General features: G+C 49.2%; 22 protein-coding genes. 14 read left to right on the top strand and 8 right to left on the bottom strand.

What is annotated here, in order from left to right:
- The first annotated feature begins 72 nt into the window (after positions 1 to 72).
- Positions 73 to 576, top strand: coding sequence for a G/U mismatch-specific DNA glycosylase (gene mug, locus KP22_RS09710; RefSeq protein ID WP_039323935.1), 504 nt, complete (start codon positions 73 to 75; stop codon positions 574 to 576).
- A 97-nt stretch (positions 577 to 673) separates the two neighbouring features.
- Here the strand turns inward: mug and rpoD are convergent, their stop codons facing one another.
- From rpoD to rpsU, 3 genes are all read right to left on the bottom strand, one after another.
- Positions 674 to 2,506 (bottom strand): RNA polymerase sigma factor RpoD, encoded by a 1,833-nt coding sequence (rpoD, locus tag KP22_RS09705; protein ID WP_039303142.1) that lies wholly within the window; start codon positions 2,504 to 2,506, stop codon positions 674 to 676.
- Positions 2,507 to 2,658: 152 nt separating this feature from the next.
- A complete protein-coding gene (gene dnaG, locus KP22_RS09700) occupies positions 2,659 to 4,413 on the bottom strand; it encodes a DNA primase (protein ID WP_039303145.1) in 1,755 nt (584 codons plus the stop codon).
- 153 nt (positions 4,414 to 4,566) lie between these two features.
- Positions 4,567 to 4,782, bottom strand: a complete 216-nt coding sequence (gene rpsU, locus KP22_RS09695; RefSeq protein ID WP_001144069.1) for a 30S ribosomal protein S21 — start codon at positions 4,780 to 4,782, stop codon at positions 4,567 to 4,569.
- 227 nt (positions 4,783 to 5,009) lie between these two features.
- Between rpsU and tsaD the strand changes: the two genes are divergently transcribed.
- Entirely contained in the window at positions 5,010 to 6,023 is a 1,014-nt protein-coding gene (gene tsaD / locus KP22_RS09690; protein ID WP_039323934.1) for a tRNA (adenosine(37)-N6)-threonylcarbamoyltransferase complex transferase subunit TsaD, read from the top strand.
- Between the two features lie 97 nt (positions 6,024 to 6,120).
- Here the strand turns inward: tsaD and argR are convergent, their stop codons facing one another.
- The gene (argR, locus tag KP22_RS09685; RefSeq protein ID WP_012773258.1) at positions 6,121 to 6,591 is read right to left on the bottom strand and encodes a transcriptional regulator ArgR; all 471 of its coding nucleotides are present in this window, start codon (positions 6,589 to 6,591) and stop codon (positions 6,121 to 6,123) included.
- 470 nt (positions 6,592 to 7,061) lie between these two features.
- Here argR and mdh point away from each other — a divergent pair, with 470 nt between their 5' ends.
- Positions 7,062 to 7,997 (top strand): malate dehydrogenase, encoded by a 936-nt coding sequence (mdh, locus tag KP22_RS09680; protein WP_039303150.1) that lies wholly within the window; start codon positions 7,062 to 7,064, stop codon positions 7,995 to 7,997.
- 263 nt (positions 7,998 to 8,260) lie between these two features.
- On the opposite strand, the gene KP22_RS09675 is transcribed toward mdh, so the two are convergent.
- Positions 8,261 to 8,524 carry a helix-turn-helix domain-containing protein gene (locus tag KP22_RS09675; protein ID WP_039303153.1) on the bottom strand — a complete coding sequence of 88 codons (264 nt, stop codon included), beginning with the start codon at positions 8,522 to 8,524 and terminating at the stop codon, positions 8,261 to 8,263.
- 187 nt (positions 8,525 to 8,711) lie between these two features.
- Between KP22_RS09675 and KP22_RS09670 the strand changes: the two genes are divergently transcribed.
- Positions 8,712 to 9,098 (top strand): DNA-binding protein, encoded by a 387-nt coding sequence (locus KP22_RS09670; protein ID WP_039303156.1) that lies wholly within the window; start codon positions 8,712 to 8,714, stop codon positions 9,096 to 9,098.
- 248 nt (positions 9,099 to 9,346) lie between these two features.
- The gene (locus tag KP22_RS09665) at positions 9,347 to 9,721 is read left to right on the top strand and encodes a DNA-binding protein (RefSeq protein WP_039303159.1); all 375 of its coding nucleotides are present in this window, start codon (positions 9,347 to 9,349) and stop codon (positions 9,719 to 9,721) included.
- Between the two features lie 98 nt (positions 9,722 to 9,819).
- On the opposite strand, the gene ispB is transcribed toward KP22_RS09665, so the two are convergent.
- Positions 9,820 to 10,791: an octaprenyl diphosphate synthase gene (ispB, locus tag KP22_RS09660; protein ID WP_039303162.1), complete on the bottom strand. Its 972-nt coding sequence runs from the start codon at positions 10,789 to 10,791 to the stop codon at positions 9,820 to 9,822.
- 256 nt (positions 10,792 to 11,047) lie between these two features.
- Between ispB and rplU the strand changes: the two genes are divergently transcribed.
- From rplU to cgtA, 4 genes are all read left to right on the top strand, one after another.
- Positions 11,048 to 11,359 (top strand): 50S ribosomal protein L21, encoded by a 312-nt coding sequence (gene rplU, locus KP22_RS09655; RefSeq protein WP_010283026.1) that lies wholly within the window; start codon positions 11,048 to 11,050, stop codon positions 11,357 to 11,359.
- Between the two features lie 19 nt (positions 11,360 to 11,378).
- Positions 11,379 to 11,636, top strand: a complete 258-nt coding sequence (rpmA, locus tag KP22_RS09650) for a 50S ribosomal protein L27 (RefSeq protein WP_039303165.1) — start codon at positions 11,379 to 11,381, stop codon at positions 11,634 to 11,636.
- Positions 11,637 to 11,725: 89 nt separating this feature from the next.
- A complete protein-coding gene (locus tag KP22_RS09645) occupies positions 11,726 to 12,688 on the top strand; it encodes a DMT family transporter (RefSeq protein ID WP_039323933.1) in 963 nt (320 codons plus the stop codon).
- Positions 12,689 to 12,949: 261 nt separating this feature from the next.
- On the top strand, positions 12,950 to 14,122 hold the full coding sequence (gene cgtA, locus KP22_RS09640; RefSeq protein WP_039303171.1) for an Obg family GTPase CgtA: 1,173 nt from the start codon (positions 12,950 to 12,952) through the stop codon (positions 14,120 to 14,122).
- Between the two features lie 70 nt (positions 14,123 to 14,192).
- Here the strand turns inward: cgtA and dacB are convergent, their stop codons facing one another.
- Positions 14,193 to 15,626: a serine-type D-Ala-D-Ala carboxypeptidase gene (dacB, locus tag KP22_RS09635; protein WP_039303174.1), complete on the bottom strand. Its 1,434-nt coding sequence runs from the start codon at positions 15,624 to 15,626 to the stop codon at positions 14,193 to 14,195.
- Between the two features lie 267 nt (positions 15,627 to 15,893).
- Between dacB and greA the strand changes: the two genes are divergently transcribed.
- Positions 15,894 to 16,370, top strand: a complete 477-nt coding sequence (greA, locus tag KP22_RS09630; RefSeq protein ID WP_039303176.1) for a transcription elongation factor GreA — start codon at positions 15,894 to 15,896, stop codon at positions 16,368 to 16,370.
- 129 nt (positions 16,371 to 16,499) lie between these two features.
- Here greA and yhbY read toward each other — a convergent pair whose 3' ends face one another.
- Complete coding sequence (yhbY, locus tag KP22_RS09625) at positions 16,500 to 16,793, bottom strand: ribosome assembly RNA-binding protein YhbY (RefSeq protein ID WP_039303179.1); 294 nt, start codon at positions 16,791 to 16,793, stop codon at positions 16,500 to 16,502.
- A 143-nt stretch (positions 16,794 to 16,936) separates the two neighbouring features.
- Between yhbY and rlmE the strand changes: the two genes are divergently transcribed.
- The 4 genes from rlmE (at position 16,937) to glmM (ending at position 21,859) form a co-directional block, all read left to right on the top strand.
- Positions 16,937 to 17,566, top strand: a complete 630-nt coding sequence (rlmE, locus tag KP22_RS09620) for a 23S rRNA (uridine(2552)-2'-O)-methyltransferase RlmE (RefSeq protein WP_039303182.1) — start codon at positions 16,937 to 16,939, stop codon at positions 17,564 to 17,566.
- 47 nt (positions 17,567 to 17,613) lie between these two features.
- Positions 17,614 to 19,563 carry an ATP-dependent zinc metalloprotease FtsH gene (gene ftsH, locus KP22_RS09615; RefSeq protein WP_029368533.1) on the top strand — a complete coding sequence of 650 codons (1,950 nt, stop codon included), beginning with the start codon at positions 17,614 to 17,616 and terminating at the stop codon, positions 19,561 to 19,563.
- A gap of 118 nt (positions 19,564 to 19,681) precedes the next feature.
- Positions 19,682 to 20,515: a dihydropteroate synthase gene (gene folP, locus KP22_RS09610; RefSeq protein WP_039303185.1), complete on the top strand. Its 834-nt coding sequence runs from the start codon at positions 19,682 to 19,684 to the stop codon at positions 20,513 to 20,515.
- Positions 20,516 to 20,521: 6 nt separating this feature from the next.
- Positions 20,522 to 21,859, top strand: a complete 1,338-nt coding sequence (glmM, locus tag KP22_RS09605; RefSeq protein WP_039323932.1) for a phosphoglucosamine mutase — start codon at positions 20,522 to 20,524, stop codon at positions 21,857 to 21,859.
- Positions 21,860 to 21,939 lie beyond the last annotated feature (80 nt).

Here is a 21,939-nt window from a genome sequence, read left to right as displayed (position 1 = left end):
ATACTCAAGATAGCTTGTTGTTATTCTTATCAGAATTTACGATGGGCGTAGTCAACGGCAGTAGGTAAAGACATGATTACTGATATTCTGGCAATAAATCTTCAGGTTGTTTTCTGCGGTATTAACCCTGGGCTGTCGACGGCTCATCACGGTTACCATTTTGCTAATCCCAATAATCGCTTCTGGAAAGTGATTCATCAGGCGGGTTTTACCGAACGTTTGCTGACACCTGCGGAAGAGCAGTGTCTGCTGGACACCGGATGCGGCATCACCATGCTGGTGGATCGCCCAACGGTTGAAGCAACCGAACTGGGGCGAGATGAGCTGCTGCAAGGCGGGAATGCGATCGTTGAGAAGATGACGCGTTATCAACCGCGTGCGCTGGCCGTGCTGGGGAAACAGGCGTTCAGTCAGGCGTTTGGCATCAAAAAGGTTTTATGGGGGCGTCAGGAGTGGCGTATTGGCGAGACGCAGGTCTGGGTACTACCGAACCCTAGTGGGCTGAATCGTGCGACGCTGGAGTCACTGGTGGCGTCATATCAGGAACTACATCAGGTATTGCAGGATAATATATAAGCACGGCTGAATATCCTGACTGGCAAAAAATAACCCCGGCGAACCGGGGTTATTGAGTGTGTGGCTATTTATTAGCGTGGATTAGCTGAGAGATGAATTAATCATCCAGGAAGCTACGCAACACTTCGGAACGGCTTGGATGGCGCAGTTTACGCAGCGCTTTCGCTTCGATCTGACGAATACGTTCACGCGTAACGTCAAATTGTTTGCCCACTTCTTCCAGCGTATGGTCGGTGTTCATATCGATACCGAAACGCATGCGCAGGACTTTTGCTTCACGCGCCGTCAGGCCAGCCAGTACGTCGTGTGTAGCAGAACGCAGGCTTTCCGACGTCGCGGAATCCAGCGGCAGCTCCAGCGTCGTATCTTCGATGAAATCGCCCAAATGTGAATCTTCATCATCACCAATCGGGGTTTCCATTGAAATCGGCTCTTTCGCGATCTTCAGCACTTTACGGATCTTGTCTTCTGGCATCAGCATACGTTCAGCCAGCTCTTCCGGCGTCGGTTCGCGGCCCATTTCCTGCAACATCTGACGAGAGATTCGATTCAGTTTGTTGATCGTCTCAATCATGTGTACCGGAATACGGATGGTACGCGCCTGATCGGCGATAGAACGGGTAATCGCCTGACGAATCCACCAGGTCGCATAGGTCGAGAATTTGTAACCACGGCGATATTCAAACTTATCTACCGCTTTCATCAGACCGATGTTGCCTTCCTGAATCAAGTCGAGGAACTGCAAACCACGGTTGGTGTATTTCTTCGCGATAGAAATAACCAGACGCAGGTTGGCTTCCACCATTTCTTTCTTGGCGCGACGAGCTTTCGCTTCACCAATCGACATACGGCGGTTGATGTCTTTAACTTGCTCGATCGTCAGGCCGGTTTCTTCTTCGATCTGCTGCAGTTTTTGCAGACTGCGACTGACGTCTTCTTCAACATCATTCAGCTTTTCAGACCAAGGTTTGCCCATCGCTACTGCTGCGGCAAACCAGGTGTTGTTGGTTTCATTGCCAGTGAACATGGTGACGAAGTTTTTCTTCGGCATTTTGCACTGCTCAACGCACAACTTAATAATCAAACGTTCCTGAGTACGGACGCGATCCATCATGGAACGCATGCTGTTAACCAGGAAATCAAACTGTTTTGGCACCAGACGGAACTGTTTGAAGACTTCAGACAGATTCAGGATTTCCTGTGCTGCCAGCGCATGGCTACGACCGTTGGCTTTAATCACCTGACGCGTCGTTTCATATTGATCACGCAGTTCGGTGAACTTTTCACGCGCCAGCTCAGGATCGATACTGTTATCGTCTTCTTCTTCCTCGTCTTCTTCCTCGTCGTCATCGTTTATTTCTTCGCTCGAAAGCTCGGAACCAACGTGAGTCGCGGTAGGGGCAATGTCCTCTTCCGCATTAGGATCGACGAAACCGATGATCAGATCGGACAGGCGGCTTTCGCCCGCTTCGACACGATCATATTGTTCCAGCAGATAGGTAATGGCTTCAGGATACTCTGCTACAGAGCACTGAACCTGATTGATACCGTCTTCAATACGCTTGGCGATATCGATCTCGCCTTCACGCGTTAACAGTTCAACGGTACCCATTTCACGCATGTACATGCGAACCGGATCGGTGGTACGACCAATTTCCGATTCAACACTGGATAGAACCTGAGCAGCAGCTTCTGCCGCATCTTCATCGGCATCATTGGTGTTTTCGGCCAGCAACAGATCGTCGGCATCCGGTGCTTCTTCCATCACCTGGATGCCCATGTCGTTAATCATCTGGATGATATCTTCGATCTGATCCGAGTCGATGATATCTTCCGGCAGATGGTCATTGACCTCAGCATAGGTCAGGTAGCCTTGCTCCTTACCACGGGTAACAAGCAGCTTCAGCTGTGACTGCGGGTTTTGCTCCATAAGACGGTATCCACACTTCAGAGTATTTGGGTTGGTGTCGGTCAGCGTAGTTCGCTAACAATAGCATTAGGGGTATTTTTCTTATCGCCGCGCCCCTGTAGCGGCTCTTGCAGGGCTCAACCCTGCTATTTATCGGCAATTAAGCCTCTGTATCAGTGTTTTCTGGTCAATGCCAGTTGCAACGACCAAAGCTCTTTTTTTTCTTTGGCGTTGAGCCCATGCGTTCTGTCACGGGCAATCAATGTTTCTTGTCGCTGTTTCAACAGTTGATCGTAGAGCTCTGCCAGACTGATTCTGAACTTCTCGTCGAGCTCTTCCTCTTCGATCATATGGTTCCATGAAGCCATGGTTTCAAGCTGTTTGCGGTACTTGCTGTCGCGATATTTTTCCAACAGCAGACCCATATTCATTCCAGGGCTGGTATTACAGGTTCTCACCAAATCCTGAAACAGCGATAAACCAGCAACTTTGTCTTCTTCAATGCCCTCCAGCGCGAGGTCAGGCACCTCCGCCGCCAGTCTCGGGTTTTGTACTAAAAGTCCTACAAGTATACGCATAGTTGTGACTTTTAGTTGCGGCGGCTGGTAGGATTGAGCCTGCACTGCCACTTTGGGTAGCAATCTATCTAACTGGCTGTCGTCCAAAATACCCAGTTTGTTTCCGAGCTGCTGGCGCAAATACAGCCGCAGCGTTTCTCCCGGTACCTGGCCTATCAGCGGCAGTGCCAGCGTGCTGAGCTTGGTACGGCCGTCGGGCGAACTCATATCCACCTGTTGTTGCAAGGTCTCAAACAGAAACTGCGACAGCGGCAGAGCCTGTTCCATGCGCTGCTCAAACGCTTGCTTGCCTTCTTTACGTACCAGCGTGTCGGGGTCTTCACCGTCTGGCAGGAACATAAAGCGTAGCTGGCGACCATCGTTCAAATAGGGTAGTGCAGTTTCCAGTGCGCGCCATGCCGCTTCACGTCCGGCACGGTCTCCGTCGTAACAACACACCACCAGGTCTGTAGCTCGAAATAGTAACTGAATGTGATCGGCTGTCGTGGAGGTCCCCAGCGATGCCACCGCATAATCAATATCAAACTGTGCCAGCGCCACCACATCCATATAACCTTCAACAACCAGCAATCGCTTGAGTTCTGGGTGGTTTTGCTGCGCTTCATACAGGCCGTACAGTTGGCGACCTTTATGAAAAATCTCTGTTTCCGGTGAGTTAAGGTACTTTGGGATACCGTCTCCCAATACGCGTCCGCCGAAGGCTATCACTCGGCCCCGTTTGTCGCGAATGGGAAACATCACTCGCTCACGGAAGCGGTCATACGTTCGACCCTGATCGTTAGTCACCAGCATGCCAGCATCGTTCAATGTGCTGCGATCGTCATTATTGCGGCCAAAGCGTTTTAACACGTTATCCCAGCCGGGAGGGGCGAAGCCAATCGCAAAATGGCTGATAACCTCTGCGCTTAAACCACGCCGTTGCAGATACTGCAACGCTGGCGTACCAACGGATTGACTCAGGGCTTGCTGATAGAACCCGCTGAGCTGTCCCATCAATTCGTACAGGCTTTGCCGTTGGTGACGCTCTAACTGGGTTGGGCCCGTACCGGTTTCATAAGGCACTTCGAGGCCGTATTGGGTGGCCAGTTCTTCAATAGTTTCAACGAATTCGAGGCGATCGTAATTCATCAAAAAATCAATGGCGTTGCCGTGTGCGCCACAGCCAAAACAGTGATAGAACTGTTTGTCACCGTTTACGGTGAATGAGGGGGTTTTTTCGTGATGGAACGGACAGCACGCATGGTAGTTTTTGCCCTGCTTTTTCAGTTTGACGCGCGCGTCGATAAGATCGACGATGTCGGTGCGAGCCAGCAGGTCATTAATAAATACGCGTGGGATTCGTCCAGCCATAAGCCCCTGGTGTATACCTTTTTGTAACGTGGTTACATTGGATATAGCTTATAAACGACAACAAGCCGCGCTTCCTTACGGAAAGCACGGCCTTCGTATGCAACTGCTAAGTCTGCGGATTAATCACGCGTTGGAGGGAAACCCTCCTGAAAATTAATACAGACGAGTGCGGCGTGCGTTTTCTCGAGCCAATTTCTTCGCGTGACGTTTCACTGCAGAAGCTTTAGCGCGCTTACGTTCGGTCGTTGGTTTTTCATAAAACTCACGACGACGAACTTCAGCCAGAACGCCCGCTTTTTCACAGGAACGTTTGAAGCGACGCAGAGCTACGTCGAACGGCTCGTTTTCACGTACTTTAATTACCGGCATGTGCCTCTCACCTCAATAAATTCGGTTTGCCGCTGGCCTTGTGCCAGCCTTTTCAAAATGGTGCGGAATTCTACTGCAAACGTGACACCTTTGTAAAGCATTGCGGTGATCATAAAACACCCAACCGCGGCCAGCGCAGAAATCAGGCCGCTTATGGTAGACTATCCGTAGTTTGAAGCAAGCAGCATTTAACGCGTGCTTTTGTCGTCATTAAAGTAGGAACAGTAATGCGCGTATTAGGTATCGAGACATCCTGTGATGAAACCGGAGTGGCTATCTATGACACGGAAGCGGGTTTGCTCGCCAATCAGCTATACAGTCAGGTTAAATTACATGCTGATTATGGTGGCGTCGTGCCCGAGCTTGCCTCGCGCGATCATGTGCGTAAAACAGTTCCTCTGATTCAGGCGGCGCTGCGTGAAGCCGGGTTACAGGCTGACGGTATTGATGGTGTGGCGTACACCGCCGGCCCAGGCTTGGTTGGTGCATTATTGGTGGGCGCGACTATCGGTAGGTCTTTGGCGTTTGCCTGGGGGGTGCCAGCGGTTCCTGTGCACCATATGGAAGGGCATTTGTTGGCGCCGATGTTGGAAGATAACCCGCCAGCGTTTCCGTTTGTGGCGCTGCTGGTTTCTGGTGGTCATACGCAGCTCATCAGCGTGACAGGTATTGGCGAATATCGCTTGCTAGGCGAGTCGGTTGACGATGCGGCGGGCGAAGCGTTTGATAAAACGGCGAAGTTGCTGGGGTTGGATTATCCCGGTGGTCCAATGTTGTCGAAAATGGCGCAGGCCGGTGACTCTCAACGCTTTACATTCCCGCGTCCGATGACCGATCGCCCAGGTTTGGATTTCAGCTTTTCCGGGCTAAAAACGTTTGCTGCCAATACGATTCGTAGCAACGGTGATGACGAGCAAACGCGTGCTGATATTGCGCGTGCTTTTGAGGATGCCGTCGTGGATACGCTAGCGATAAAATGTCGTCGTGCATTGGATGGCACGGGCTTTAAACGACTGGTCATGGCCGGTGGTGTGAGCGCAAATCGGACATTGCGCCAGCGCTTAGGTGAAGTGATGGCAAAACGCGGTGGTGAAGTATTTTATGCGCGGCCTGAATTCTGCACGGATAATGGCGCGATGATTGCCTATGCGGGCAGCATACGTCTGCTGCATGGCGCAAGCCAGACGCTGGGCGTATCCGTTCGTCCACGTTGGCCGTTGGCTGAATTGCCGGCGGTGTAAGCGTACGAGCGATACTCACTGCGTGTAGTCGATCTACACGTAGTGAGGAAGACGCAGCAAAGAATGAGTAGCAAAAAACGGCAGCGGACGAGCGGAGTTACAACTCTTGTTCGAACAGCACCAGAATCGCTTCGTAAAGCTGTTTGACGCTGAAGCCTCTTGCCGGGGTGGTGAAGATGGTGTCATCACCTGCGATGGTGCCAAGAATGCCTTCTGATTTCCCTAGTGAGTCCAGCAGACGAGCAATGAGCTGTGCGGCACCTGGGCTGGTATGGATCACGATAACCGCGTCGTTGTAGTCTACGTCCAGCACCAGATTCTTCAGTGGGCTGGATGTGGTAGGGACGCCGAGTTCAGCAGGGAGACAATACACCATTTCCATTTTTGCATTGCGTGTGCGCACCGCGCCAAATTTCGTTAGCATGCGTGACACCTTGGATTGGTTGATGTTTTCAAATCCTTCGTCTTGCAATGCCTGAACAATTTCACTTTGAGAGCTGAACTTCTCTTCCTTTAGCAGCGCTTTAAACGCTTTAACGAGGTCTTCTTGTTTTGTCGAATTTCGCATTCTGCACCGGATTAATTGTTATGGTTAATCTTCCTATTATGCAGTTGTGTGAATTTTTATGCAATTAAATTGCGTATAATTCCAGTCTGTTTCCCCATATATGCGCTAGTCGCTGTTTTCAAAATAATTCAACCTTCCTGTTCGTCTGAAAAATGCGTCCTGCGTCACATAAAAGTAAATCAAATGTTATCAGAATGATGTTGTTTGGACGCCGTTGATCGGTGTAATGTAGCCCACTGGTTAAACGCACGTGAATGAACACCACGTTATAGCTCAATAGCTTATTAACTTTACTTACCTTTCTAACGAATGGTTGTTTTTGATTTATTATTAGAGACATAGCGAATTTTTTGTCTCTCGTTCATTTGTTGAAAAGATAGGTAGACTGGTTTTATCCCCACTTTTATATTCTGTTTATAACCAAATGAATTCACGGCACTTTTTTATTTTACTATAATAAGGAGTTTAGGATGAAAGTTGCAGTTCTCGGAGCAGCAGGTGGTATCGGTCAGGCACTCGCACTCCTCCTCAAAACCCAGCTTCCTTCAGGTTCAGAACTATCTCTCTACGATATTGCTCCGGTAACGCCGGGGGTTGCCGTCGATCTGAGCCATATTCCTACAGCAGTGAAGATCAAAGGCTATAGCGGTGAAGATGCTAAACCAGCGCTTGCTGGCGCAGATATCGTGCTGATTTCTGCGGGTGTGGCGCGCAAACCAGGCATGGATCGTTCCGATCTGTTCAACGTCAATGCTGGCATTGTGCGTAACCTGGTAGAGCAAATTGCGGTTACCTGCCCGAAAGCCTGTATCGGTATCATCACGAACCCGGTGAATACGACAGTCGCGATAGCAGCCGAAGTGCTGAAAAAAGCTGGTGTGTACGACAAAAATAAACTGTTCGGCGTCACAACGCTGGATATCATCCGTTCCAACACGTTCGTTGCTGAGCTGAAAGGCAAACAGCCGCAGGATATTAATGTGCCGGTTATCGGTGGGCACTCTGGTGTGACGATTCTGCCTCTGTTATCCCAGGTTCCAGGTATCAGCTTCAGCGAGCAGGAAGTGGCCGATCTGACCAAACGTATCCAGAATGCTGGCACTGAAGTTGTTGAAGCCAAAGCAGGTGGTGGATCGGCAACGCTGTCTATGGGTCAGGCAGCTGCGCGTTTTGGTCTGTCTCTGGTTCGCGCGCTGCAAGGCGAAAGCGGTGTGGTTGAGTGTGCATACGTTGAAAGCGATGGTAAACATGCGCGCTTCTTCGCTCAGCCAATTTTATTAGGCAGGGATGGTGTCGCCGAGCGTAAAGATATCGGCACATTAAGTGCTTTTGAGCTAAATGCACTGAATAGCATGCTGGATACGCTGAAGCAGGATATTGAGCTAGGCGAGACGTTCATCAAGTAATTGATTACTCGTCATACTTCAAGCTGCATGTGCGTTGGCAATACTTGGCTCATTTCTGAGCCTCGTCCTAGAGGGCCGTCGCAAGCGACGTTCAAATTGGCTTAGCCAATTTGTCCACGCTCACCCCAGTCACTTACTTATGTAAGCTCCTGGGGACTCTCTGCGTCGCCGCCTGCCTGCAACTCGAACTATTTAGGGTATTATTGAATGTTAATAATACCCTAAATAAAAAGCCGTAGATCTCGATCTCCGGCTTTTCTTTTTTAATCGGGGCGGATGAGTTTTTTTCTGTCGATAAGCTCATTGGTCTCTGGATTGTAATACCGGCTAGGCCAAATCTCTGATGGGTGAATATTTAGCGCATCAGCAATAAGCCATTCCCCCTTGGGCCAAGGGCGTGAAAGTGCGTTGGCTAACGTAGATGAGCTTAATCCGGCTGCTCGCGATACTGCCGCCAGCGTCGTATTTTTCTTGCGCAGTGCGGCAATGATATCAGCGGGATGCCAGTCTTGTTTCCTTAAAATCATAATCCTTCCCTTATTTGCTATAAGACGACTGTCGATTAGTGGTATAAATAACGGATGTTAGTTATATGCTGAGCTAACATGACATTATTATTTGGAAATAATATAGCATTAGTTTTCCTTAAAACTCTCAATTAATTTCCAAATGATCGCGTTTTTGTTAGGGATGGCACTATCAGGATGAATGGCAATGAAAAAAGAGTGGTTTGCTACCAGCGAATTGGTTGGAGTCGGCGGCCTTCCGAAATCAAGACAAGGATTAAATAAGCGCGCCCGCGAGGATGGATGGGAGAAGCGTCGCCGTAAAGGCGTCCAGGGAAGAGGAGTAGAGTATTCAATTCACAGCTTGCCGGATACGGTAAAAAAATCCCTATTACTCGAAATCGAGCCTTCCGCCTACTCGGCGAAACAGCCTGCGGCATTGGCCGTATGGATGCAGATTTATCAGCAACTATCTGAAAAAGAAAGAGATGAGCTAATTGCTTATATTCTGCGAGTTGGGGTGTCTAGTACGCTGAACCAGTTGGGTATCACACCATCAGATGATGAACCTGCCACATCAATGGTAATTGACTGATTCGCTGCTGGCGATCTTTTCGAACATTAACCTTAACGGTAAAAAGGAATCTGTATTCTCTCTCGCGTTGTCGCATTTTTCTGGCCGCGATGTTTGGACACTGTGCAGAATTTCATCATTTCTTCTATCACTTAGGTGTGCCGGTAACGTGTAAAAGTTAGCGGTTTAGGTAATTATAGTCTATTATATGGAAACTTTTGGGCGAGTTGACGTAATGCCTGTTCAAAACAAACAAGGGAGTGACGAGTATGGACAAAGAATGGTTTGCAACAAGTGAGCTGGTTGGCGTGGGTGGATTGCCTAAATCCCCACAAGGGCTGAACAAACGAGCACGTGACGACGGTTGGGAAAAACGCAGACGAAAAGGGGTTCAAGGGCGTGGCGTCGAATACTCTATTCGCAGTTTGCCGAATGAGGTCAGGAACTCTCTACTGGTAAAAGAGAATCCGCCAACCGAATATTATCGTATAGATAATGAGCCGACCCTGCTGTCATCGTGGGTGCATATTTTCCATCAACTTTCCGTTGAGGAACGAACCCGGCTGATTAATTTCATCTTGCGTGAAGGGACAATAGCGATGCTGTCTCGGCTGGATGATGTCACAATCGACCAGACTGCCTAAGTCTGGCGAACGAGTAGCGCTGCAAGGCAGCGCTACTTATGCAGAATCAAACAAATTGGATGAATTAACGATGTTGTCGGATAAGAATCTACGCTACGTTAGAAATCACGCTGTACAGCTAGGTGGGCGAGGCCTTCAAGTGCTATACGATATGGCGTTTCCGGTAGCAGCTGTAGTGCGCTGATCGCTTTATCCGCCTCTTCTTCCGCACGTTGGCGCGTATAGTCGAGTGAACCACATTGCTGCATCGCAGCAAGAACCGGCTCTAGCAAATGACGCCCGTTTCCTTCTTCAATCGCTTTACGAATTAGCGAACTCTGTTCCGCATTACCCTGACGCATAGCGTGAAGCAGTGGCAACGTCGGTTTGCCTTCATTGAGATCATCGCCCGTGTTTTTGCCTAGCGTTTTACCGTCTGCACTGTAGTCAAGCAGATCGTCAATTAACTGGAACGCGGTACCCAGGTAGCGCCCATAGTCTTGAAGTGCTTTTTCTTGCTCTGGTGTCGCGCCAGCAAGGATGGATGAAGACTGGGCTGCGGCTTCAAATAAACGCGCTGTTTTGCTGTAAATGACGCGCATGTAACTTTCTTCTGTGATATCTGGGTCATTGCAATTCATTAACTGCAAGACTTCCCCTTCAGCAATTATGTTTACCGCTTCTGACATCAGTGCCAATACGCGTAACGATTCAAGGCTGGTCATCATCTGGAAGGCGCGGGTATAAATGAAATCTCCAACCAGCACGCTCGCTGCGTTGCCAAAGGCAGCATTCGCTGTCGCTTTACCCCGGCGCATGTCAGATTCATCTACCACATCATCATGTAACAGTGTTGCGGTATGGATAAATTCGATCAGTGCAGCGACGGTAACATGTTTGTTACCTTCATAGTCGAGGGCTTTGGCTGCAAGCACAGCAATCATCGGGCGTATACGTTTCCCTCCACCGCTGATGATGTAATGGCCAAGCTGGTTGATCAAAACGACGTCGGAATTTAGTTGTTCAAGAATGACTTTATTAACAGCTGCCATATCCTGCGCAGTTAATGTTGTAATTTGTTCTAGATTCATGTTTTGTGCCAACGTATGTCTTCAACACTGCCGTAAGATTGCTGTTGCATATCGGCAAGACGAAACTGATTAAGCCGATTGTACTTGAAAAATGAGAGAGATAAACGGCAGTTCATACGTTGTATTCTTTTTCTTCACATCCGTTGATTATGCACTTGTCATCCTCAGTATTTTTGCGTAGAATTCGCGCCCTATTATGAATATTTATAGCGTGCTCTGAAACCTATTAACGGGTGCGCGGAAAGCGGAGTTTTATATGTACGCAGTTTTCCAAAGTGGTGGTAAACAACACCGAGTAAGCGAAGGTCAAACCGTTCGCTTGGAAAAGCTGGACATCGCAACTGGTGAAGCCGTTGAGTTTGACCAGGTTCTGATGGTTGCTAATGGTGAAGAAATCAAAATCGGCGTTCCTTTCGTCGATGGCGGTAAAATCAAAGCTGAAGTTGTTGCTCATGGTCGTGGCGAAAAAGTGAAGATCGTTAAGTTCCGTCGCCGTAAACACTACCGTAAGCAAGCAGGCCACCGTCAGTGGTTCACTGACGTGAAAATTACCGGCATCAGCGCTTAAGATTAGGAGAGCGGATTAAATGGCACACAAGAAAGCTGGCGGTTCAACCCGTAATGGTCGTGACTCTAACGCACAACGTCTGGGCGTAAAACGTTTTGGCGGCGAAAGTGTACTGGCTGGCAACATCATCGTTCGTCAACGTGGCACCAAATTCCACGCAGGAACTAACGTTGGCTGCGGTAAAGACCATACTCTGTTTGCTTTGACTGATGGTAAAGTTCAGTTTGAAGTTAAAGGCCCGAAAAACCGTAAATTTATCAGCATCGTTTCTGAATAATTTTTCGCGTTAGGTCTTACGGATTTAAGCCCCGCAATTCTTTGCGGGGCTTTTTACATTCTGATTCTGAGTAAGCCATCTGGATAAGTATGCATACTAAACAACAGACGGGTATCGGTCTTTGTCTGGCGCTTACCACAGCTGTTTGCTGGGGGGCGTTGCCGATAGCCATGAAACAGGTTCTGGTGGTTATGGAGCCTTATACGATTGTTTGGTATCGCTTTATTATCGCTTCAATTGGACTCGGAATTATTTTGTCATCCCGTAAGAAGCTACCGCCAATGCGAGTTTTCCGTCATCGGCGTTGGTGGGTTCTGCTGCTGATTGCGACGGCGGGGCTGTTAGGTAATTTTGTTTTTTTTAGCTCGTCTCTGCAATATCTGAGCCCGACAGCATCTCAGGTTATTGGGCAACTTTCCCCCGTTGGTATGATGTTCGCCAGCGTGCTTATCCTAAAGGAAAAGATGCGTGGCACGCAGATCATCGGGGCGATCATGCTGATCTGTGGCCTGATCCTATTCTTCAATACCAGCCTGATCGAGATTTTTACTCGGTTGACGGACTACACGCTGGGTGTACTGCTGGGTGTGTGTGCTTCGGCGGTATGGGTATCCTATGGCGTGGCGCAGAAAGTTCTGTTACGGCGTCTGACTTCACCGCAGATTTTGTTTCTTCTGTATGTTCTGTGTGTCGTCTTTATTACGCCTTTTGCCAAGCCTGAGGTTATTTTCCAACTTAGCGGATGGCAGCTTATCTGCCTGCTATTCTGTGGCGCCAATACATTGATTGGGTATGGTGCGCTAGCAGAGGCTATGGCACGCTGGCAGGCGTCACAGGTTAGCGCGGTCATTACGTTAACACCGTTGTTTACGCTGTTATTTTCCGATTTGTTGGCGTTAGGGTGGCCGACTTTTTTTGCTGCGCCAGTGTTAAATTGGATTGGCTATGTTGGAGCGTTTGTCGTTGTTGCTGGCGCTATGTTTTCAGCGATCGGACATCGCCTTTTCCCTGGAAAGAAAGAATTTGTGCCGCCATTGATGGCGCAAAAATAGCTTAAGAGAAAGCGTATTGCAGTGGTCACTGCCGTATTTTGACATTCTGCACGTGTTGTTTATTTTTAATACAGATGAAATTATTGAAGCGGGCAGGTACAATCCTGCTCCTTTGCTGGAATGCGTTCTGGTGCGTCAGTTTTTTTAATGGTGAGTAGATATACTCTACATACCGTAAAATCAAAAAGTTACGCCAAAGAGAACCAATAACAAGCCTAAAACACGTAGATATTCTCTATTGGTTTTTTGCGGAGAGAATCAATGAAGTTTGTAGATGAAGCCACAATTCTCGTTGTGGCGGGCGATGGCGGTAACGGTTGTGTCAGCTTTCGCCGTGAAAAATATATTCCTAACGGTGGTCCAGACGGCGGTGATGGCGGTGATGGCGGTGATGTTTACCTGCTGGCAGACGAAAACCTGAACACGCTGATCGACTACCGTTTTGAAAAATCCTTCCGCGCTGAGCGTGGACAAAATGGACAAAGCCGTGACTGCACCGGTAAACGCGGTAAAGATATTACGATTAAAGTCCCTGTCGGTACCCGCGTTCTGGATCAGGGCACCGGCGAGGTGCTGGGTGATATGACGCGTCATCAGCAGAATCTGATGGTGGCGAAAGGCGGCTGGCACGGTTTGGGTAACTCTCGTTTTAAATCATCCGTCAACCGTGCTCCCCGCCAGAAAACCAACGGTACGAAGGGTGAAGAACGAGAGTTGACGCTAGAACTGCTGTTGCTGGCCGACGTGGGAATGCTTGGCTTGCCTAATGCGGGTAAATCGACCTTTATTCGTGCGGTATCTGCGGCGAAGCCAAAAGTGGCCGATTATCCGTTTACTACGTTGGTGCCGAGCCTTGGCGTGGTCCGCATGGATAGCGAGCAGAGCTTTGTTGTGGCGGATATTCCTGGTTTGATCGAAGGCGCATCCGACGGTGCCGGGCTGGGTATTCGTTTCCTGAAGCACCTTGAACGCTGCCGTGTGTTGCTCCATTTGGTTGATCTGGCACCGATCGATGAGTCAGATCCGGTTGAAAATGCCAAAATTATTATCAACGAGTTAGAGCAGTATGGCGCAGGTTTGGCAGAAAAACCGCGTTGGCTGGTGTTCAACAAGGTTGATTTGATTGATAAGGCTGAAGCAGAGAAACGTGCCAAAGATATTGCGGCTGCGCTTGGCTGGGATGATAAATACTATCTGATCTCTGCGGCAAACCGTGAAGGTGTCACTCCACTTTGCTGGGACGTGATGAACTTCCTGAAAGCCAATCCGAAAATAGCAGCGATTGCTGAAAGTGCACCGGAGAAAGTTGAGTTCATGTGGGATGATTATCACCGTGAACAACTGGCTGAAGTAGAAAAAGAAGCCGAAGAAGAGTGGGATGATGATTGGGACGATGAAGATGATGAAGGCGTTGAGATTATCTATCAAAAATAATCCATTCTTCAGCTAGTCAATTCTCGCCTATCGCGGCCTTATCCTGTCAGGATAAGGCCGTATTCTTATATTAGTTGCTCTGATAAATGTCTTTGTAGAGGCGGCCTTCAAACCTTACTAACGGGACGCGACGTGCACGCTGGTCTTCTGGCGGTACGGCATAGCCGGACAGGAACTGCACAAATGCCATACGCTGTCCGCTCGCGGTGGTAATGAAGCCAGCGAGATTGTATACGCCTTGTAATGCCCCGGTTTTAGCAGAAACCTTGCCGTCAACGCCAGCCTCATGCAGGCCGCCACGATAGCGTAACGTACCGTCATAGCCGGAAAGTGGAAGCATGGTGATGTAATTCAGTTCATTATCATGTTGCGCGATATACTGTAATACCTGCATCATTGTTTCCGGTGAAATCAGGTTGTGTCTTGACAGGCCTGAACCATCCACGACAATGCTGTTTCCTAAATCCACCCCCGCCTTCTGGCGCAGGATCTGGCGCACGGCATCTGCACCTGCACGCCAGGTTCCTGGTACGCTAAAGCGTTCATGCCCAATGGTGCGAAAAACCGTATCCGCAATCATGTTGTCCGATTTTTTCAGCATGATAGTGAGCAGATCGTGTAACGGGGCTGATTGTGTCTGAGCGAGTACACTTCCCGCTGAACCCGGCTGTGTCTGACGGCGAAGGCTGCCTTTAATGCGGATATCCGCCTGCTGAAGTTCATCTTTAACGATAGCGCCAGCATAGCTGGCCCCATCTTGAATAGCGAACGCCAGCGGAAGTGGCTCCGTGCGCTGAGTCAGGCAGCCAGTGAGCGTAAAGCGATTCAATTCTCCGGGGACTACATCCAGTTCGCAGTACTGGGCATCGGGAGAGCCTTTAGCTAGCGTGCGCACTTCGCTGAACATCTGCACCGGATAATAGGATGCAACGCGGATAAATGCATTATCACCCGCTTTAGGCGCACTGTAGAGTGAGACGGAAAAGCAGTTACGATCGACAATTGCAGCACCCGGCGGGGCGCTGAAGCACTGTGTCATGTCGTTCCAGGGCCAGCCTGGTGCTTTGTCGTGACTGGCAAAAACTGAAGTATCGATCAGCACATCGCCTGAGATTTCCTGTATCCCTCGTTTCCTTAATTCCTGCACCATATTCCGTATTTGTTGGCGCTTCAGGGTTGGGTCGCCGCCAAACCGTACGATCAGGTTGCCGTTCAAAATGCCGCTGGTTACCGGGCCATGGCTCTCCATCGTGGTGATGAATCGATAATCTGGACCCAGTTGCAGTAATGCAGCTAATGCGGTTATCACCTTTTGCGTACTGGCAGGCAGCGCCATTTGCTGGCTATTGAAGGCCATGCTGGGTGTTGTTGCACCAACTTTTTGTACCAATAACGCCAAATTGGCGCCATCAGGCAGATATTGACGATGATCTTCAACAGAAGCTGCATTGGCATGCAGAACAAAAGCGCAGGCGAGTCCAGTAACAATCGATGAAAAACGCATAATCTCAGCTAAGAACGGGGTAACGTGTGGTCATACTACGGTGCAATAAGGTCTAAAGTAAACGATGACCCTCATTGAACTCTGGGGTAAAATACGTATCAAAATGCAAAACCGCTGCTAGCCTGGAAATTTTGTTCCGGGGCTGGTTGCTTTTGTTTTATGTCCAGTGAGGACTGGGACGTTGCAGAGACTCCGTCTCCTTTGATTTTTAGCGCGTCAGGATGACGATTATTTGAGTCTTACAGACTTTTTAGAGGTATAGATAATATGAAACAATTTCCGATGACGTTGCGTGGCGCTGAAAAGTTGCGCGAAGAGCTTGACCACCTGAAATCTGTTCGCCGACCTGAAATTATTGCGGCGATTGCCGAAGCGCGTGAGCACGGCGATCTGAAAGAAAATGCAGAATATCATGCTGCACGTGAGCAGCAGGGCTTCTGTGAAGGGCGTATTCAAGACATTGAAGCCAAACTGTCTAACGCGCAGGTTATCGATGTAACGAAGATGACTGCGAACGGACGGGTTATTTTTGGTTCGACCGTGACAGTGATGAATCTGGATACGGAGGAAGAGCAAACTTACCGGATTGTTGGTGATGATGAAGCCGATTTTAAACAAAATCTGATTTCTGTGAATTCACCGATTGCGCGTGGCTTGATTGGAAAAGAGCAAGATGACGTTGTGGTCATCAGCACCCCCGGAGGGGACGTGGAATATGAGATTCTGAAGGTCGAATATCTATAAATTTTTGCCGCATTGTTGATTAAAACAGCAAAAATTGTAAAGAAAAGAAAAAGGCCGCTTGCGGCCTTTTCTCTAACCGAGAGGCGTGGCACCTTTCCGTTAAAACCGAGTATCCTGAAATAAAAAGTGTTATCGTGGTAACACAATTTTACGTTCTTTCGCGGGACGGTAGAGCACCAACGTATGGCCGATAACCTGAACGTTAGCGGCACCCGTTTCACGAATAATTGCCTCCACAATCAAGGCTTTGGTTTCGCGGTCTTCTGTTGCGACTTTTATCTTGATCAGTTCGTGATGTGCCAATGCTTGTTCGATCTCAGCCAAAACACCTTCGGTGAGACCGTTATTGCCCAGCATGACAACCGGTTTTAGCGGATGTGCCAAGCCTTTCAGGTGTTGTTTTTGTTTATTACTTAGGTTCATTGTCTTTTTTACTTAGGTTGGGATTGAAAACGGTTCATTCTACCGCCATCTCATGATTATAACCAATTTGACTGTTCTGATTGGTAATATGTGAGAAGTTTCTCCCCACCACGAGCGTGTTACTGAGAATAGTTGGAAAATCGATGGCGAATAAAAAGCGTTCTGCAAGCTCCAGTCGCTGGTTGCAGGAACACTTTAGCGATAAATATGTGCAGCAAGCCCAGAAAAAAGGGCTGCGCTCACGTGCTTGGTTTAAACTTGACGAAATACAGCAGGGCGACAAACTGTTTAAACCCGGTATGACGGTTGTAGATTTAGGTGCTGCGCCTGGCGGTTGGTCACAATATGTGGTCACGCAAATTGGTGGAAGTGGTCGAATTATCGCGTGTGATATTTTACCGATGGATCCGATTGTTGGCGTCGATTTTCTGCAAGGGGACTTTCGTGATGAACTTGTCCTCAAAGCCTTGCTCGAAAGGGTTGGCAATAGCAAAGTTCAGGTGGTGATGTCTGACATGGCCCCTAACATGAGTGGTACACCAGCTGTTGATATTCCGAAGTCGATGTATCTGGTTGAATTAGCACTTGGTATGTGTCGGGATGTATTAGCGCCAGGCGGAAGTTTCCTGGTGAAAGTGTTTCAGGGAGAAGGCTTTGATGAATACCTGCGGGAAATTCGCTCCCTGTTTACGAAGGTGAAAATTCGTAAACCAGACGCCTCACGTGCTCGGTCTCGTGAAGTGTATATTGTAGCGACAGGGCGCAAACTGTAGTACCCTAACGCTGTTTTTTAACACAGTTGTAATATGAGGTTAATCCCTTGAGTGACATGGCGAAAAACCTAATTCTCTGGTTAGTCATCGCAGTTGTGCTGATGTCTGTTTTCCAGAGCTTTGGGCCCAGCGAGTCGAATGGCCGTAGGGTGGATTATTCAACCTTCTTGACTGAAGTGAATCAGGATCAGGTCCGTGAAGCACGTATCAACGGGCGTGAGATCAGTGTTATCAAAAAAGACAGCAACAGATACACGACTTACATTCCTGTCAATGACCCCAAGCTACTGGATAACCTGCTAACGAAGAACGTGAAAGTCGTTGGTGAGCCACCGGAAGAACCGAGCTTGTTGGCTTCTATCTTTATTTCCTGGTTCCCAATGCTGTTACTGATTGGCGTCTGGATTTTCTTCATGCGTCAAATGCAAGGCGGCGGCGGTAAAGGTGCCATGTCCTTCGGCAAGAGCAAAGCGCGCATGTTGACTGAAGATCAGATCAAGACGACGTTTGCTGATGTAGCCGGTTGCGACGAAGCGAAGGAAGAGGTTAGCGAGCTGGTCGAGTACCTGCGCGAGCCTAGCCGTTTCCAGAAACTGGGCGGTAAAATTCCGAAAGGCATTCTGATGGTCGGCCCGCCGGGAACAGGTAAAACGCTGTTGGCAAAAGCGATTGCCGGTGAAGCGAAAGTGCCTTTCTTTACGATTTCAGGTTCTGACTTCGTTGAAATGTTTGTCGGTGTCGGTGCTTCGCGTGTCCGTGACATGTTCGAACAGGCAAAGAAAGCCGCGCCTTGTATCATCTTTATCGATGAAATCGACGCCGTTGGCCGTCAGCGTGGCGCAGGTCTGGGCGGTGGTCACGATGAACGTGAACAAACGCTGAACCAAATGCTGGTTGAGATGGACGGCTTTGAAGGCAACGAAGGCATTATTGTTATTGCGGCGACCAACCGTCCCGATGTTCTTGACCCCGCGTTGCTGCGTCCAGGCCGTTTTGACCGTCAGGTTGTTGTTGGTCTGCCAGATGTTCGTGGTCGTGAACAGATTCTGAAAGTTCACATGCGCCGCGTACCGCTGTCTCCAGACATCGATGCATCCGTTATCGCTCGCGGTACACCTGGTTTTTCCGGTGCAGATTTGGCGAACCTGGTTAACGAAGCTGCATTGTTCTCCGCTCGTGGTAACAAACGCGTTGTTTCGATGGTTGAGTTTGAGAAAGCGAAAGACAAAATCATGATGGGTGCAGAGCGCCGTTCCATGGTAATGACTGAAAAGCAGAAAGAATCGACGGCGTATCATGAAGCGGGGCACGCCATCATCGGTCGCCTGGTTCCAGAGCACGATCCGGTCCATAAGGTGACGATCATTCCACGTGGTCGTGCACTGGGTGTGACTTTTTTCCTGCCTGAAGGTGACGCGATCAGCGCGAGCCGTCAGAAGCTGGAAAGCCAAATCTCTACGCTATACGGTGGTCGACTGGCTGAAGAAATTATTTACGGCGTGGAGCACGTTTCTACTGGTGCGTCCAATGACATCAAAGTTGCAACCTCGATCGCCCGTAACATGGTGACGCAGTGGGGTTTCTCTGAAAAACTGGGTCCATTGCTCTATGCGGAAGAAGAGGGTGAAGTATTCCTCGGTCGCTCAGTAGCAAAAGCCAAGCACATGTCAGACGAAACGGCGCGCATCATCGATCAGGAAGTGAAATCTCTGGTTGAACGTAACTATGTTCGTGCTCGTGAACTGTTGATGGCAAATATGGACATCCTTCATTCAATGAAAGACGCGTTGATGAAGTATGAAACCATTGATGCACCGCAGATCGACGATCTGATGGGACGTAAGAAAGATGTACGTCCACCAGCGGGTTGGGAAGAGTCTCGCTCTGACAACGATTCTGGTAATGGCGGCGGTACACCTAAAGCCCCTACGCCAGTGGATGAGCCGCAAACGCCTAATCCTGGTAACACAATGTCTGAGCAAGTGGACGACAAATAATTCGCTCGTGATAGACGTCTGTAACGTTACGAAACCCCAGCTCAGGCTGGGGTTTTTTACTGGTAATGTTCTTCAAATCATATTTCATGCTAACTACACCAGAATGCGGAGGTAAAGCATGCAACTGGTTGCCAGAGATTCAACGCTGGATCTTTCCTGCCCACACGTTATGGGTATTCTTAATGTTACGCCGGACTCTTTTTCCGATGGTGGCAAACACAATAAGCTCGATGCTGCATTACTGCACGTTCAGGAGATGATTACTGCTGGCGCGACCCTGATCGATATTGGCGGAGAATCGACGCGTCCTGGAGCGGCAGATGTGGGCACGGAAGAAGAACTTGATCGTGTGGTACCCGTGGTTGAAGCGATTGCTAAACGCTTTGACGTATGGATCTCGGTCGATACCTCAAAGCCGGAAGTGATGACAGCATCGGCGCAGGCGGGAGCACATCTGATTAATGATATCCGTGCCTTGCAAGAGCCTGGTGCTCTGGACGCTGCTGCTGCAACCGGTTTGCCAGTGTGCCTAATGCACATGCAGGGTATGCCGAGAACTATGCAGCACAAACCGCATTATGATGACCTGATGCAAGACATTGGCGATTTCTTGCAGCAGCAGATTGATCGCTGTGTGAGCGCCAATATTCCGAAAAGTAAGCTATTGCTGGATCCTGGGTTCGGATTCGGTAAGAATCTTGCCCATAATTATGCGCTTCTGGCTCGTCTGAGCGAGTTACATCGTTTTGAACTGCCTCTTCTGGTTGGCATGTCGAGGAAATCCATGATTGGACAGATTCTCAATGTACCGCCTGCGCAGCGGGTTCACGGCAGCATCGCCTGCGCAGTCATCGCGGCGATGCAGGGTGCGCAGATTATTCGCGTTCACGATGTTAAAGAAACGGCTGATGCCATGCGCATTGTTGAGGCCACCCTTTCTGCGAAGGAATAAAAATAAATGAGTAACCGCAAATATTTTGGTACCGATGGTATACGTGGCAAGGTTGGCGATACGCCGATTACCCCTGATTTTGTGCTTAAACTTGGCTGGGCAGCAGGGAAAGTGCTAGCGCGACATGGTTCGCGTAAAATTATTATCGGCAAAGATACCCGTATTTCTGGCTATATGTTGGAGTCTGCGCTGGAAGCTGGGCTGGCCGCTGCCGGTTTGTCGGCTTCTTTTACTGGCCCGATGCCTACGCCTGCGGTTGCTTACCTCACTCGAACATTCCGTGCTGAAGCCGGTATCGTTATTTCTGCTTCTCACAACCCGTATTACGACAATGGTATTAAATTCTTCTCGATTGACGGCACAAAACTGCCTGATGACGTGGAAGAAGCCATTGAAGCTGAGATGGAAAAATCGCTGACGTGTGTTGAATCCTCTGAGTTAGGTAAAGCTAGCCGCATTGTGGACGCGGCTGGGCGCTATATCGAATTTTGTAAGGGGACTTTCCCGAGCGAGCTGAGCCTTAATGGCTTAAAGATTGTTGTCGATTGCGCCAATGGTGCCACCTATCATATCGCACCCAGCGTCTTGCGTGAGCTTGGTGCTAAAGTCATCGCGATTGGCTGTGAGCCGGATGGCATGAATATCAATGAAGAGTGCGGCGCAACGGACGTCAGACAGCTACAGGCTCGCGTTCTGGCTGAAAAGGCGGACGTTGGTTTGGCCTTTGACGGCGATGGCGATCGGCTCATCATGGTCGATCATTTGGGTAACAAGGTCGATGGCGATCAGATTCTGTATATCATCGCCCGTGAAGGCCTACGTCAAGGGCAACTACGTGGTGGCGCGGTGGGTACTCTGATGAGCAACATGGGGCTTGAGGTCGCCTTAAAGCAACTTGGTATCCCGTTTGCTCGTGCCAAGGTGGGCGACCGCTATGTGTTAGAAATGATGCAGGCAAAAGGGTGGCGCATCGGTGCGGAAAACTCCGGCCACGTCATTCTGTTAGATAAAACCACGACGGGTGATGGTGTGATTGCCGGTTTGCAAGTCCTTACCGCGATAGTGAAAAACCATATGAGTTTGCACGATTTATGCAGTGGTATGAAGTTATTCCCACAGATACTGGTTAACGTGCGGTTTACGGGTGAAAACGATCCGCTGGAAGACCGCACTGTGCAGCAGATTACGCAGGATGTAGAAAAAGAGTTGGCCGGACGCGGACGAGTATTGCTGCGTAAATCTGGTACTGAACCACTTATCCGCGTTATGGTTGAAGGCGAACACGAAGAGACAGTGATAGCGTTGGCGAATCGTATTGCTGATGCAGTGAAAGCCGTCAACTGAGGTTTTTGATCCACCAATCAGGTAGATAAGGTTTTCGATAGGCATCTTGCGTCGAAAGCCGCTGTTTTTTTCTGCAATCA

This window comes from Pectobacterium betavasculorum (assembly GCF_000749845.1).
Taxonomy (GTDB): domain Bacteria; phylum Pseudomonadota; class Gammaproteobacteria; order Enterobacterales; family Enterobacteriaceae; genus Pectobacterium; species Pectobacterium betavasculorum.
This window is presented reverse-complemented; position numbering and strand designations above follow the sequence as displayed.

Bases quoted from the DNA above. Each gene is read 5' to 3' on its own strand.
- mug (WP_039323935.1), top strand. From the start codon at position 73: ATGATTACTGATATTCTGGCAATAAATCTTCAGGTTGTTTTCTGCGGT.
- rpoD (WP_039303142.1), bottom strand. From the start codon at position 2,506: ATGGAGCAAAACCCGCAGTCACAGCTGAAGCTGCTTGTTACCCGTGGT.
- dnaG (WP_039303145.1), bottom strand. From the start codon at position 4,413: ATGGCTGGACGAATCCCACGCGTATTTATTAATGACCTGCTGGCTCGC.
- rpsU (WP_001144069.1), bottom strand. From the start codon at position 4,782: ATGCCGGTAATTAAAGTACGTGAAAACGAGCCGTTCGACGTAGCTCTG.
- tsaD (WP_039323934.1), top strand. From the start codon at position 5,010: ATGCGCGTATTAGGTATCGAGACATCCTGTGATGAAACCGGAGTGGCT.
- argR (WP_012773258.1), bottom strand. From the start codon at position 6,591: ATGCGAAATTCGACAAAACAAGAAGACCTCGTTAAAGCGTTTAAAGCG.
- mdh (WP_039303150.1), top strand. From the start codon at position 7,062: ATGAAAGTTGCAGTTCTCGGAGCAGCAGGTGGTATCGGTCAGGCACTC.
- KP22_RS09675 (WP_039303153.1), bottom strand. From the start codon at position 8,524: ATGATTTTAAGGAAACAAGACTGGCATCCCGCTGATATCATTGCCGCA.
- KP22_RS09670 (WP_039303156.1), top strand. From the start codon at position 8,712: ATGAAAAAAGAGTGGTTTGCTACCAGCGAATTGGTTGGAGTCGGCGGC.
- KP22_RS09665 (WP_039303159.1), top strand. From the start codon at position 9,347: ATGGACAAAGAATGGTTTGCAACAAGTGAGCTGGTTGGCGTGGGTGGA.
- ispB (WP_039303162.1), bottom strand. From the start codon at position 10,791: ATGAATCTAGAACAAATTACAACATTAACTGCGCAGGATATGGCAGCT.
- rplU (WP_010283026.1), top strand. From the start codon at position 11,048: ATGTACGCAGTTTTCCAAAGTGGTGGTAAACAACACCGAGTAAGCGAA.
- rpmA (WP_039303165.1), top strand. From the start codon at position 11,379: ATGGCACACAAGAAAGCTGGCGGTTCAACCCGTAATGGTCGTGACTCT.
- KP22_RS09645 (WP_039323933.1), top strand. From the start codon at position 11,726: ATGCATACTAAACAACAGACGGGTATCGGTCTTTGTCTGGCGCTTACC.
- cgtA (WP_039303171.1), top strand. From the start codon at position 12,950: ATGAAGTTTGTAGATGAAGCCACAATTCTCGTTGTGGCGGGCGATGGC.
- dacB (WP_039303174.1), bottom strand. From the start codon at position 15,626: ATGCGTTTTTCATCGATTGTTACTGGACTCGCCTGCGCTTTTGTTCTG.
- greA (WP_039303176.1), top strand. From the start codon at position 15,894: ATGAAACAATTTCCGATGACGTTGCGTGGCGCTGAAAAGTTGCGCGAA.
- yhbY (WP_039303179.1), bottom strand. From the start codon at position 16,793: ATGAACCTAAGTAATAAACAAAAACAACACCTGAAAGGCTTGGCACAT.
- rlmE (WP_039303182.1), top strand. From the start codon at position 16,937: ATGGCGAATAAAAAGCGTTCTGCAAGCTCCAGTCGCTGGTTGCAGGAA.
- folP (WP_039303185.1), top strand. From the start codon at position 19,682: ATGCAACTGGTTGCCAGAGATTCAACGCTGGATCTTTCCTGCCCACAC.
- glmM (WP_039323932.1), top strand. From the start codon at position 20,522: ATGAGTAACCGCAAATATTTTGGTACCGATGGTATACGTGGCAAGGTT.